This is a genomic window from Nocardiopsis dassonvillei subsp. dassonvillei DSM 43111, assembly GCF_000092985.1.
In the GTDB taxonomy this organism is placed as follows: domain Bacteria; phylum Actinomycetota; class Actinomycetes; order Streptosporangiales; family Streptosporangiaceae; genus Nocardiopsis; species Nocardiopsis dassonvillei.
This window is the reverse complement of the sequence record NC_014210.1, coordinates 4,476,525-4,489,360: the sequence shown is the minus strand read 5'-3', so window position 1 is coordinate 4,489,360 and position 12,836 is coordinate 4,476,525. Positions and strand designations below refer to the sequence as shown.

11 protein-coding genes and 1 pseudogene are annotated in these 12,836 nt (G+C 71.7%); 8 read left to right on the top strand and 4 right to left on the bottom strand.

What is annotated here, in order from left to right; all coding sequences use genetic code 11:
- The first annotated feature begins 22 nt into the window (after positions 1-22).
- Positions 23-2,866, top strand: a complete 2,844-nt coding sequence (secA, locus tag NDAS_RS18505; RefSeq protein ID WP_013154743.1) for a preprotein translocase subunit SecA — start codon at positions 23-25, stop codon at positions 2,864-2,866.
- A 142-nt stretch (positions 2,867-3,008) separates the two neighbouring features.
- Here the strand turns inward: secA and NDAS_RS18500 are convergent, their stop codons facing one another.
- A complete protein-coding gene (locus tag NDAS_RS18500; RefSeq protein WP_013154742.1) occupies positions 3,009-3,461 on the bottom strand; it encodes an Lrp/AsnC family transcriptional regulator in 453 nt (150 codons plus the stop codon).
- A gap of 106 nt (positions 3,462-3,567) precedes the next feature.
- Between NDAS_RS18500 and NDAS_RS18495 the strand changes: the two genes are divergently transcribed.
- Positions 3,568-4,188 (top strand): LysE family translocator, encoded by a 621-nt coding sequence (locus NDAS_RS18495; RefSeq protein WP_013154741.1) that lies wholly within the window; start codon positions 3,568-3,570, stop codon positions 4,186-4,188.
- A 37-nt stretch (positions 4,189-4,225) separates the two neighbouring features.
- Here the strand turns inward: NDAS_RS18495 and NDAS_RS18490 are convergent, their stop codons facing one another.
- The 3 genes from NDAS_RS18490 to NDAS_RS18480 form a co-directional block, all read right to left on the bottom strand.
- On the bottom strand, positions 4,226-4,966 hold the full coding sequence (locus NDAS_RS18490; RefSeq protein WP_013154740.1) for an MBL fold metallo-hydrolase: 741 nt from the start codon (positions 4,964-4,966) through the stop codon (positions 4,226-4,228).
- Between the two features lie 115 nt (positions 4,967-5,081).
- On the bottom strand, positions 5,082-6,560 hold the full coding sequence (locus NDAS_RS18485; RefSeq protein WP_013154739.1) for a PTS transporter subunit EIIC: 1,479 nt from the start codon (positions 6,558-6,560) through the stop codon (positions 5,082-5,084).
- A 42-nt stretch (positions 6,561-6,602) separates the two neighbouring features.
- Positions 6,603-7,340, bottom strand: coding sequence for a GntR family transcriptional regulator (locus tag NDAS_RS18480; protein ID WP_013154738.1), 738 nt, complete (start codon positions 7,338-7,340; stop codon positions 6,603-6,605).
- Positions 7,341-7,656: 316 nt separating this feature from the next.
- On the opposite strand from NDAS_RS18480, the gene NDAS_RS18475 reads away from it, so the two are divergent.
- The 6 genes and pseudogenes from NDAS_RS18475 (at position 7,657) to NDAS_RS18450 (ending at position 12,732) form a co-directional block, all read left to right on the top strand.
- The gene (locus tag NDAS_RS18475) at positions 7,657-8,700 is read left to right on the top strand and encodes an SIS domain-containing protein (protein ID WP_013154737.1); all 1,044 of its coding nucleotides are present in this window, start codon (positions 7,657-7,659) and stop codon (positions 8,698-8,700) included.
- 101 nt (positions 8,701-8,801) lie between these two features.
- Positions 8,802-9,050, top strand: a pseudogene (locus NDAS_RS18470) (glucose PTS transporter subunit EIIB); the annotation flags it as partial.
- Positions 9,051-9,097: 47 nt separating this feature from the next.
- On the top strand, positions 9,098-9,586 hold the full coding sequence (locus NDAS_RS18465; RefSeq protein WP_013154735.1) for a PTS sugar transporter subunit IIA: 489 nt from the start codon (positions 9,098-9,100) through the stop codon (positions 9,584-9,586).
- Between the two features lie 158 nt (positions 9,587-9,744).
- Positions 9,745-11,421, top strand: coding sequence for a glycoside hydrolase family 3 protein (locus NDAS_RS18460; protein ID WP_013154734.1), 1,677 nt, complete (start codon positions 9,745-9,747; stop codon positions 11,419-11,421).
- 113 nt (positions 11,422-11,534) lie between these two features.
- Positions 11,535-12,209 carry an HAD family hydrolase gene (locus NDAS_RS18455; RefSeq protein ID WP_013154733.1) on the top strand — a complete coding sequence of 225 codons (675 nt, stop codon included), beginning with the start codon at positions 11,535-11,537 and terminating at the stop codon, positions 12,207-12,209.
- Between the two features lie 55 nt (positions 12,210-12,264).
- The gene (locus NDAS_RS18450; RefSeq protein ID WP_013154732.1) at positions 12,265-12,732 is read left to right on the top strand and encodes a DUF6912 family protein; all 468 of its coding nucleotides are present in this window, start codon (positions 12,265-12,267) and stop codon (positions 12,730-12,732) included.
- Positions 12,733-12,836: the final 104 nt, after the last annotated feature.

Sequence of the window (12,836 nt, the reverse complement as noted above, 5' to 3'; positions counted from 1 at the left end):
ATCTGCGAGGAGCGCATAGGAAGTGCCAGGGATACTCGACAAGCTCCTGCGCGCGGGTGAGGGAAAGATCCTGCGCCGACTCAACAAGCTGAAGGACCAGGTCAACTCGCTCGAGGAAGACTACGTCGACCTCACCGACGAGGAGCTGCGCGACCTCACCGGGGAGTACAAGGAGCGCTACGAGGACGGGGAGTCCCTGGACGACCTGCTCCCGGAGGCCTTCGCCACCGTCCGGGAGGCGGCCAAGCGCACCCTGGGCCAGCGCCACTTCGACGTCCAGATCATGGGCGGCGCCGCGCTGCACCTCGGCAACATCGCCGAGATGAAGACCGGTGAGGGCAAGACCCTGACCGGCACCCTCGCGGTCTACCTCAACGCGCTCGCGGGCAAGGGCGTCCACGTCATCACGACCAACGACTACCTGGCCAAGCGCGACGCCCAGAACATGGGCCGCATCTACCACTTCCTCGGCCTCGAGGTCGGCGTCGTCGGACCGCAGATGACCGCGGCCGACCGCCGCAGCGCCTACCAGGCCGACATCACCTACGGCACGAACAACGAGTTCGGCTTCGACTACCTGCGCGACAACATGGCGCTCTCGCTCAAGGACACCGTCCAGCGCGAGCACTACTTCGCCCTGGTCGACGAGGTCGACTCCATCCTCATCGACGAGGCCCGCACCCCGCTGATCATCAGCGGCCCCTCGGAGCAGAACTCCCGGTGGTACGCCGAGTTCGCCAAGATCGCCCCGCGCCTCAAGCGCGAGGAGGACTACGAGGTCGACGAGAAGAAGCGCACCGTCGGCATCACCGAGTCCGGCGTGGCCAAGGTCGAGGACTGGCTGGGCATCGACAACCTCTACGAGGCCGTCAACACCCCGCTCATCAGCTTCCTCAACAACTCGCTCAAGGCCAAGGAGCTGTACAAGCGGGACAAGGAGTACATCGTCAAGGACGGTGAGGTCCTCATCGTCGACGAGTTCACCGGCCGCGTCCTCGCGGGCCGCCGCTACAACGAGGGCATGCACCAGGCCATCGAGGCCAAGGAGCGCGTCAAGATCAAGGACGAGAACCAGACTCTCGCCAAGGTCACCCTCCAGAACTACTTCCGCCTCTACGAGAAGCTCGCCGGCATGACCGGTACCGCCCAGACCGAGGCGGCGGAGTTCACCCAGACCTACAACGTCGGCGTGGTGCCCATCCCCACCAACAAGCCGATGGTCCGCCAGGACGTCAAGGACGTCGTCTACAAGCACGAGGACGCCAAGTTCCAGGCGCTCGCCGAGGACATCGCCGAGCGCCACGAGGCCGGGCAGCCCGTCCTGGTCGGTACCACCAGCGTCGAGAAGTCCGAGCTGCTGTCCCGGATGCTCAAGCGCGAGGGCGTGCCCCACGAGGTCCTCAACGCCAAGAACCACGCCCGTGAGGCCGCGATCATCGCCCGCGCGGGCAAGCTCGGCGCGGTCACCGTCGCCACCAACATGGCCGGTCGCGGTACCGACATCATGCTGGGCGGCAACCCCGACTTCCTCGCCGACGAGGAGCTCCAGGGCCGCGGACTGAGCCCGCTGGAGACCCCCGAGGAGTACGAGGCCGCCTGGCCCGAGGCGCTGGAGAAGGCCAAGGCCGACTACGAGGAGGAGCACGAGAAGGTCGTCGAGGCCGGCGGCCTGTACGTGCTCGGCACCGAGCGCCACGAGTCGCGGCGCATCGACAACCAGCTCCGCGGCCGCTCCGGCCGCCAGGGCGACCCCGGCATCTCCCGCTTCTACCTCTCCCTCCAGGACGACCTGCTGCGCCTGTTCAACAGCAGCCGTCTGGAGGCGTTCATGAACCAGCTGAACATCCCGGACGACCAGCCCATCGAGTCCGGCATGGTCAGCAAGGCGATCGCCTCCGCGCAGGGCCAGGTCGAGACGCAGAACTTCGAGATCCGCAAGAACGTCCTCAAGTACGACGAGGTCCTCAACCGCCAGCGCAAGGTCATCTACGCCGAGCGCCGCAAGGTCCTGGAGGGCCAGGACCTGCGCGACCAGGTCATGAGCATGCTGGAGGAGGTCCTGCGCGGCTACGTCGTGGAGGAGACCGCCAGCGGCGACCCCAGCGACTGGGACCTCGACAAGCTCTGGCGGGCGTTCAAGCAGGTCTACCCGATCAGCTTCACCGTCGACGAGTTCATCGAGGAGAACGGCGACCTGCACACGCTGACCACCGAGGTGATCGCGGACCGCGTGGTGGAGGACGCCAACACCGCCTACGAGGCCCGCGAGGCCGAGCTGGGCGAGGAGGCCATGCGCGAGGTCGAGCGCCGGGTCATCCTCCAGGTCATGGACCGCAAGTGGCGTGAGCACCTCTACGAGATGGACTACCTCCAGGAGGGCATCGGGCTGCGCGCCATGGCGCAGCGCAACCCGCTGATCGAGTTCCAGCGCGAGGGATTCGACATGTTCCAGCAGATGCTGGAGGCCATCAAGGAGGAGTCCGTCGGCTACCTCTTCAACGTCGAGGTGCAGGTCCGCAAGAAGGAGGAGCCCGCCCTCACCACCGCCGCCGCTGCCAAGACCGCCGCGGCAGTCGGCGGCTCCGCCAGCGCGACCGCCGTCGCGACCGCGGTGGAGGAGGACGAGGAGGTCCAGGACGCCGCCTCCCCGGTGGAGGAGGCCGAGCCCGCCGAGGACGTGGTCGTCCCCGGCTTCGGCGAGGGCCAGCCCAACCGGCTCCAGTACTCCGCGCCGAGTGAGGACGGCACCGTCGAGCGCCACAGCGAGACGGCCGACGAGTACTCCGGCACGGCGCGCAACGCGCCCTGCCCGTGCGGCTCCGGCAAGAAGTACAAGAAGTGCCACGGCGACCCGGCCGCCAAGTAGGCGGACGGTAGGCCCCGGCGGCAGCCGGAACGAAACGCGCTCGGGCGCGGCTCCCACGGGGGCCGCGCCCGAGCGCGTCCGCCGACCGCTCCGCAAGCGTGTCCGGGGCTCCGGACCGCCGCCCGGACACGGGCACCCGGGTTCAGGCGGGCAGGGGCCGCTCCCGCACGACGTGCTTCATCACCAGCGTCGAACTCAGGTGCTGGACGCCGGGCAGGGTGGCCAGCGACTCGTCGTAGAGCACACGGAAGGCGGCCAGGTCGGCGCTGACCACGCGCAGCAGGTAGTCGGGGTCGCCGAACAGGCGCTCGGCCTGGACGACCTGGGGGATGTCCTCGACCGCCCGCTCGAAGGCCGCGACGGTGTCCCGGTCCTCCTGGCGCATGGTGACGAAGACCAGCGCCTGGAAGCCCAGACCCACCGCCTCGGCGTCCACGACCGCGCGGTACCCGCTGACCACCCCGGCGCGTTCGAGTTCGCGCAGTCTGCGATGGCACGGGGAGACGCTGAGCCCGACGCGGTGGGCCAGTTCGGTGACGCTCAGACGGCCGTCCTCCTGGAGTTCCGCAAGAATCTTCCGGTCGACGTTGTCCATGGAGGAGATTCTTCCACCAGCGGCGGTTCCAGCCGCAAGAAGTGGAACCATTTTCGGGCGTTTTGTGGCTACTCTTCCCCTCTGAACAGGAGTTTCGAGGAGAGGGGTGGCCGTGGAACCGGCTTCGGTCGCGGCGTTCTGGACGGTGTCGGTCCTGCTGATCCTGGTGCCGGGGGCGGACTGGGCCTACACCATCTCCGCCGGGCTGAGGGACCGCTCGGTGCTCCCGGCGGTGTCCGGGCTGCTGCTGGGCTACGTCGCCCTCACCGGGGTCGTGGCGGGCGGGGTCGCGGCGCTGGTGGCCAGCACACCGGCCGTGCTCACCGGCCTGACCCTGGCGGGCGCCGTCTACCTGGTGTGGCTCGGAGCGGCCACCCTGGCCCGTCCCGCGGTGCCCGGAGCGGGCGGCGCCGCGGTGCCCTCCTCCTGGGGCTCGCGGGTGCTGACCGGCACCGGCGTCAGCGGTCTCAACCCCAAGGCGCTGCTGCTGTTCCTGGCCCTGCTGCCGCAGTTCACCGACCCCGCGGGCGGGTGGCCGATGGCCGCGCAGATCGGCGCCCTGGGCCTGGTGCACACGGCCAGCTGCGGGGCGGTCTACCTGTGCGTGGGCGTGCTCGCCCGCACGGTGCTGGGAACCCGCCCCGCCGCCGCGCGCGCCGTCAGCCGCTTCTCCGGGGCCGCCATGATCGTCATCGGCGTGGGCCTGCTGGCCGAACGCCTCCTCTAGGGCGCGGGCCGACCGTCCCCGCGACGCCGTCGCGGTGTCAGGAGGGGCCGTGCCGAAGGGCGAGCTCGGCCATCCTCTCCGCACCGTCCCGCCACTCCTCGCCGTGTCCCACGAGCACGGTCCGCGCTCCCGTGTCCGCGATCGCGCCCAACGACGCCAGAGCGCGCTCCTCGTCCGCGGTCGCCGCTCCCGACACGATCTGCGGTCCGTACGTGCCCCGGTACGGGTTGAGGGTCACCACGGCGTCGCCGGCGATGACCGCTCCGCGGTCCGGGAAGTGCAGGGCGCAGTGGCCGAGCGTGTGGCCCGGGGTGGGAACGACCCGCGGCGCCCCGGGCACCGGCAGTTCGCCGTCCCGGAAGCGGTGTACCTCCCTGATCGGCTTCGGCCACCACGCCCGCCGCCCCACGAACGAGGCGACCATCGGAAAGGCCTTCACCTGCGTCAGGAAGTAGGGGGTACGGGCACGCGCGTGCCCGTACTGGCGGGGATGCCGTGTGAGCGGAACGTCGTTCTCGTGTATGTGGACGGGAACGCCCATCCGGGACCGGAGCCGTTCCGCGAACCCGAGGTGGTCGAAGTGCCCGTGCGTCAGCACCAGGGCGCGGATGTCCCGGGGCTGCCGCCCGAGCAGCATCAGGGCCCGCCGCAGGGAGTCCCACGAGCCCCCCACCCCGGCGTCGACGATCGTCAGCAGCCCTTCGTCCTCGACGATGAACCAGTTGACGTACCCGTCCCGCACGCAGTGGATGCCCTCCGCCACGTCCTTCCTGAACATCGCCCACCTCCCGGGAGGCCGATGAATGCGGTCTGGTGCGTCGGATGCCCCGACACGAGCGGCCCGAAACCCGTGCACGGGTTTCGGGCCGCGGGCCCTCGGGCGTCCCGGCGGGTCAGCCGGACGAGCCCGTCCCGCCCCCGGCGGTCCCCCCGGCCCCCGGCGGGTCCTCACCCGTGTCGGCCCCGGTGCGCGCCCGCACGGTCTCGCCCGGCTCGTCCGGGTCGCGCTCCCGGCCCGGCGTGGGCAGGTTGAAGCGGGTGATGAGCAGGTAGAAGATCCCGAAGTAGGCCGCGAAGTACACCAGGCCCACCAACAGGATCACCCCCAGCCCCTGGGTGTTGTCCTTGGTGGCGTTCAACAGCATGTCGATCAGACCCGCCGAGAACCCGAAGCCCAACTGGGCGTCCAGCGCGTTGAGCACCGCCATCGAGATGCCGGTCAGCACCACGTGCACCGCGAACAGCGCCGGGGCCACGAAGATGAACGCGAACTCCACCGGCTCGGTGATGCCCGTCGCGAAGGCCGTCAGCGCCGCGGGGATCATGATCGACCCGATCTGCGTCCGCCGGGCCTTGGGCGTGGCCAGCCACATCGCCAGCGCCGCACCGGGCAGGCCGAACATCAGCACCGGGAAGAACCCGGACAGCAGACCGCCCGCGTCCGGGTCGCCGGCGAAGTAGCGGGTGATCTCTCCGTGCGCCACGGTGCCGTCGGGAGCGGTGTAGGTGCCCGACACGAACCAGATGAACGAGTTCACCACGTGGTGCAGGCCCAGCGGCAGCAGCAGGCGGTTGATCACCCCGTAGGCCCCGGCTCCCACCGCGCCCGCGCCGATGATGCCCTCGCCCAGGTCCTGGATCCATCCGCCCACGACCGGCCAGACCAGGCCGAGCACCACGCCCATCACCAGACCGGCCAGCGCCGTCACGATCGGCACGAACCTGCGACCGCCGAAGAAGCCCAGCCAGGTCGGCAGCTTGATCCGGTGGTAGCGCTGCCACAGCAGGGCCGCCACCAGACCCACCGCGATGCCGCCGAGCACGTCGGTCGGGTTCTTCACCGCGTGGTTGATCACCGGCATGACCGCGTTGACGGCCTCGGGGTCGGTGACGGGCTGGCGTGTGACCGGGTCCACCGCCAGCGGGTACGTGGTCAGCCGCGACCCCAGGTCACCGGTGGCGCCGTCGAAGGTCACCATCGTCCAGGTGGCCACCCGGTCGAACACCAGGTAGCCCACGACCGCGGCCAGGGCGGTCGAACCGTCGGCGCGCTTGGCGAACCCGATCGCCACACCGATCGCGAACAGCAGCGGCAGGGCCTGGAAGACCGCGTCGCCCGCCATGCCGACGGCGCCCGCGACCGGCTCCATCCAGCCCATCCCGGAAAGCCCGGCCAGGCCGTCGGCGCCGAGCAGGTCGGGCTGGCCCAGGCGGAGCAGGATCGCGGCGGCGGGCAGGACCGCGATGGGCATCATCAGGCTGCGGCCGAGCCTTTGCAGGACGGCGAGCGTGGACGAGCCGCGCTTGGACCGGCCCGCGTCGCCGCCCGGGGGCTGCGACGCGGTCGGTGTCGGGGTCTGGTCCGAACTCATGGGGGGTCCTTCCTCGGACACGCGCCTCGTGGGCGCGGGACTTCAGTCGCCGTGCCGCCGGGGGTCCAGCCGGGAGTGCAGCTGGTAGCGGTCGGCTCGGTAGGTGGACAGCGCCAGTTCCACGCACTGTCCGTTGGCGAAGCTCCGGCGCTGCATCACCAGCACCGGGCTCCCAGCTGGCAGGCCGAGGAGTCGGGAGTCGGCCGAGTCGCAGATCCCGGCCTCGATGGTCTGTTCCCCGGAATCCAACAGGATGTCGAACTCGTTTTCCAGCACCTCGTAGAGGGACCGTTCGGCGAGGTCGTAGTCCTCCAGGCCCGGGACCATGGCGGCGGGGATGTTGGAGCGCTCCACGGCCATCGGCTCGTCGTCGGCGGTGCGCATGCGCTCGATGTGGTGCACCAGGGTGCCCGGCGCGATGTCCAGCATGCGCGCGGTGTGCCCGCTCGCCGGGATGACCTGGCGGATCAGCTCGCGGGCCCCCGGTTCGAAGCCGCGTGCGCGCATGTCCTCGCTGAAGGAGGCCAGCACCAGGGACATCTCGATCTTGGGGCGGGCGATGAAGGTCCCCTTGCCGGGGACCCGGTACAGCCGCCCCTCGGCCACCAGCAGGTCGATGGTCTGGCGGACGGTCATCCGCGAGAGCCCGTAGGTGGCGCTGAGCTCGCGCTCGGAGGGGATCATGTCGTCCACGCCCAGCCCCGCCGCGGTGATCCAGTCCAGGAGCAGGTCGCGCAGTTGGCTGTACTTGGGCAGCGGGTTGCTGGGGTCGATCGACATGGAGCGGGTGGCCTTCTCGGTCGGCGGGTGGAGTTGGCGTCAGACCTTAGCGCGGACGGACCCTGCGTGTCCGGCGCACCCGGCCCGGGTTCCTCCGGGACGATTCGGGCGCGACTGGTATAGTCCGGACTAGACCACAGCTCCGACCGCGTGTCAATCCACCCAAGGGCAGGCGGTTCGCACCTGTTATCAGGGCAGACCGAGGGGTCCGCCCGGGAGTCCGGACCACACGCGCGACCCCCTGTCCGCCGTCCGCCAGCCGAGGCGCGCGCTCCGCCGCGTCCACCGCCCGCGCCACCCACAGGAAGGGCCCTCCATGACCACCACCACGAGCGTGATGCGTTCCGAGATCGCCGAACAGCCGGAGGCGCTGCGCCGCACCTTCACCGAACTCCTGCCGCTGCGCCCCGAGATCGAGGCCCTGGGCCGCCGCACCAGGCACGTGCTGTTCATCGCCCGCGGCTCCTCCGACAACGCGGCGGTCTACGGCAGCTACCTCCTCCAGGCGCACACCGGCCGCCTGGCCACCCTGGGCTCGCCGTCCATCGCCACCACCTACGGGGCGCGGATCGACCTGTCCGACGTCCTGGCCGTCGCGATCTCCCAGTCCGGCAAGACCGAGGAGATCGTCGAGACCATGCGCTGGGCCGCCGACTGCGGCGCGCGCACCGTCGGCGTCACCAACGGCGCGGAGTCCCCGCTGGCCCGCGAGGCCGACGTCGCCCTGGTCACCCGGGCCGGGAGCGAGGTCGCGGTACCCGCCACCAAGACCTACAGCACCCAGCTGGCCGCCCTCGCCGTCCTGGCCCTGGGCCTGGGCGCCGACCTGGACCCCGGCGACCTGACCCGCGTCTCCGAGGGCATCGAGGAGACCCTCGCGGCGCCCTCGGACGCCCTGGAGGAGATCGTCGAGCGGATGGTCGCGGTCCAGGGAGCGGTCATCTCCGGCCGCGGCATGGCCTTCTCCACCGCGCTGGAGGCCGCCCTCAAGCTCAAGGAGGCCTGCTACCTCCACGCCATGGGCCTGTCCTACGCCGACCTGCTGCACGGACCCATCGCCGTGGTGGACCCGCGCACCCCCGCGCTGCTGGTGGCCGCGCCCACCGGCCCGACCCTCCAGGGCACGGTCTCCCTCGCCGAGCGCGTCCGCTCCGCCGGGGCGCCGGTCTTCGGCTTCGGCGGCGGCGACGCCCTGGCCGCCGCCAGCGACGTGTCCGTGCCGGTCCCCGACGTGCCCGAGTGGGTGTCCCCGATGAACCTCATCGTCCCCGCCCAGCTGCTCACCGAGCGCCTGGCCCGCCGCCTGGGCTACAACCCCGACGTCCCGCGCGGTCTGAACAAGGTCACGCAGACCTCCTGAGCGGGGCACAACACCCCGTCCGGCCCCCGACCCTGGTGCGCGCGGTGCCCCGCCCCTAAGCTCGCCCTCAGGTTTCGGGTACACCCCGTTCCACGGCAGAACACGGAGGACACATGGCGGACAAGGCAGCGGCGATCGTCGCCGGTCTGGGCGGCGCGGACAACATCGAGGACATCGAGGCCTGCATCACCCGGCTGCGCACCGAGGTGGCCGACCCCGGTCTCGTGGACGAGAAGGCCCTCCAGGCCTCCGGAGCCCACGGCGTGCTGGTCTCGGGCAACGTCGTCCAGGTGGTGGTCGGTCCCGAGGCCGACGTCCTCACCGACGACATTCGGGACCTGCTCGAATAGGCCCCGCCAGGAAGGATCAAACCCTCCAGGGAGGGAAGACACCCCCCATGCCAGACGTGATCGGTACGCTGCGCGTACTCTCCCCCGTGCCCGGAACGGCGCTGTCCCTCGAAACGGTGCCCGACCCCGTCTTCTCCCAGTCGATGGTCGGCCCCGGGGTCGCCGTCCACCCCGAGCCCGGCCAGGAGGGCGGGCAGGAGGGCGTCCAGGACGCCGTGTCCCCCATCGCGGGGACCCTGGTCAAGCTGCATCCCCACGCGTTCGTGGTGATGGCGCCCGACCACCGCCGGGGCGTGCTCGTGCACCTGGGCATCGACACCGTCCAGATGGCGGGGGAGGGGTTCACCCTCCTGGCCGCCGAGGGCGACGAGGTCGAGGCGGGCACCCCGGTGGTCCGCTGGTCGCCGGGTTCGGTGGCCGCGCAGGGGAGGCCGTCGGTGGTCCCGGTGGTCGCCCTGGACGCCTCGCCCGACGCGCTGGGCGAGGTGGCCAGCGGCTCGGTCGACCGGGGGGACGCCCTCTTCACCTGGGGCTGAAGGGCGCGCGGACCCGGACCCGGGCCCGCGCACCCCGCCCAACGCGGCCCCTAACCGCCGCCACGCGCGCCCGCGTGGCGGCGGTTCCGCCTCCGGGCCTGCCGCAACGGGTATTCTCCGGCGGCGAACCCACGATTTCGCCGGAGATGAAGTCCGCCATGAAACTGTCCGTTCCGCACGCCCTGGCCCCGGCCTGCGTGGGACTCGCACTGATCGCCACCGCATGCACCACAGAGGAGGTGGGTTCCTCGCAGGAGGACCGCGCAACCCAGCCGTCGGCCGAGGCCGAGCCCTTCGAGCCCGTGCTCGCACCCCGGCTGCTGTCCGAGATGGACCTGGACGACAAGATCGGCCAGCTCCTCGTCCTGACCGCGCAGGGCACCTCGGCCGCCGAGAACGCAGCCCAGATCGAGGCCTACCGGCCCGGCGGCCTCATCTACTTCGACGCCAACCTCACCGACGCCGAGCAGATCGCCACCATGTCGGCGGGCGTGCAGGACCTCGCCGCCGACCAGGGGCGGGGCGTTCCGCTGTTCGTCGGCATCGACCAGGAGCAGGGCCTGGTGGCCCGGCTGCCCGTGGGCACCCGCTTCCCCGACGCCATGGCCGTCGGCGCCACCCGCGACACCGAGCTGGCCGAGCTGCGCGCCTCCACCACCGCCGAGGAGCTCACCGCCCTGGGAGTCAACCTCAACTACGCGCCCGACGCCGACGTCAACACCGACCCCGGCAACCCGGTCATCGGCATCCGCTCCTTCGGATCCGACCCCGATCTGGTCGCGCAGATGGCCGTCGCCGAGTCGGACGCCTACTCCGGCGCCGGTGTGGTGTCGGTGGTCAAGCACTTCCCCGGGCACGGCGACACCGACGTGGACAGCCACAGCGGCCTGCCCGTCATCGACATGCCGCGCGAGCAGTGGGAGGCCGGGCACCTGCCGCCGTTCCGGGCGGCCATCGACGCCGACGTGGACGCCATCATGACCGCCCACGTGCTCATGCCGCAGCTGGACGGGAGCGAGGACCCCGAGCCCGCCACCATCTCCCCGGAGCTGATCGACGGCATCCTCCGCGACGAGCTGGGCTACGACGGCGTGGTGACCACCGACGCCCTCAACATGGAGGGTGTGCGCCAGCGCCACTCCGACGGCGAGATCGCCGTGCGCGTGCTGGAGGCGGGCGTGGACCAGCTGCTCATGCCGCCGGACCCCGCCGCCGCGGTGTCCGCGATCCGCGAGGCCGTCGAGCAGGGCCGCCTGACCGAGGAGCGCATCGACGAGTCCGTGCTGCGCGTCCTGGCGCTCAAGGAGAAGCGCGGGATCCTGGAGGCCGAACCGGTGGACGCGCAGGGCGCCGCGGCGGTCCTGGAGGACCCCGAGCACGCCGAGGCCGCCCAGCGCGTGGCGGACGCCTCCGCGACCCTGCTGCGCAACGAGGGCGACCTGCTGCCCCTGGCCGAGGGCAGCGGAGTCCGCGTCCAGGGGGTGGGCGCGGAGCAGATCGCGGCCGCGCTCACCGAGGCCGGGATCGACGTGGTGGAGAGCGGGGCCGACGCCGTGGTCGTGGGCACCGGGGGCGGCAGCGGGGCCTCGGAGCAGAGCGGCCTGGTCCAGGCCGCGCGCGCCGAGGGGCTGCCGGTGGTCGTGGTGTCCCAGGGCACGCCCTACGACCTGGCGGCCTTCCCGGAGGCGGAGGCGTTCGTGGCGGTGTACTCGTCCATGGACGTGTCGCGGGCGGCCGCCGCGCGGGTCGTCGCCGGACAGGTGAAGCCCTCCGGCAAGCTGCCGGTGGACATCCCCGCGGCCGACGTGGAGATCGGGACCGGGCTGACCACCTGACCGGCCGGGTTTCGCCGGGGGTTGAAACGGGCGGGGAACGGGAAGAACGCTTCCCCGCCCGACCCGCGGGCGTCTGGGGGGAGAGGTCACCGACGACCGGAGGAGGGGATCGGATGGACGGCACCCGGCGAGGGGTCATCTGCGACTGGGGCGGTGTCCTCACACCGCCGCTGCCCGTGGGCATCCGGGCCTGGCTGCACGCCGACCGCATCGACGTCGAGCACTACCACGAGGTCATGCGGCCCTACTTCGACGGCAGCGTCGAGGGGGAGAACCTCGTGCACGCGCTGGAGCGGGGCGAGATCGACACCTGCGTGTTCGAGCGCGAGCTGGCGGCCCTGCTGCGCTGCACGCACGGCGGCCCGGTGGTGGCCGAGGGGCTGATCAACCGCATGTTCTGCGAGTTCGACCCCGTGCACGACATGTACGAGGCCCTGCGCGAGGCCAGGACCGCCGGGGCCGTGACCGCCCTGCTGTCCAACTCCTGGGGCAACTGCTATCCCCGTGAGCACTTCGACACCACCTTCGACGCGGTGGTGATCTCGGGCGAGGTGGGGATGCGCAAGCCCGAGCACCGCATCTACCTGCACACCTGTGAGCGGATCGGCCTGCGCCCCGAGGACTGCGTGTTCATCGACGACCTGGAGCACAACGTCCGCACGGCCGAGGAACTCGGGATGACCGGCATCCTGCACACCGACGTGGACACCACGCGGCTGGAGCTGGAGCGCTTCCTGGCGCCGGACGGCGACGGCGCGCCCCCGGTGCCCGGGGAGCGGGCGGCCTGAGCCCGGGGTTTGGCACACTTGGTGTGTTCATCCCGCATCCTGGAGAGCCGCTCGCATGTACGTCTTCCTGCCCAGCACCATCCCCGCCCTGGCTCGCCTGCTGGAGGAGGGGCGCCTGGAGGGCGTGCCGCTGACCGCGTTCGCGGCCGACCCCGGCCCGGACGAGGACGTGGAGGAGGCGGAGTACGAGGCCATGTACGCCGCCGCCGGGGAGTCGCTGGCGCTGCTGGCGGCCGACTCCGGCGCTCCCCGGCGACGGGTGGTGCTGGCCGCGGACATGCCCGACCAGGTCGTCGAGCGCGCGGGCCGCGCGGGGCGGGGCGTGGTCCGGGTGAGGGTCACCGGGGCCGTTCCGTTCAAGAAGCTGGCGTCGGCGCACGTGGACGACGCCGACGCCGTCGCGGACGTGGCGGCGGCCGTCCAGGACCCCGGTTCGGGAGCGGTGGAGGACCACGAACTGATGTGGTTCGCGGTCCAGGAGCTGCGCTACCTCGTCGAGGAGACCTCGACCACGCGGCCGTAGGCCGACGGCCCGCTGGCGGGGCCGGGGCGCGAACGCGTGCCCACCTCAGCCGGCGGGGACGTGAAGCCCGGCCCGCGGGCCGGCCCGGCCGCCCTTCCGCCTCC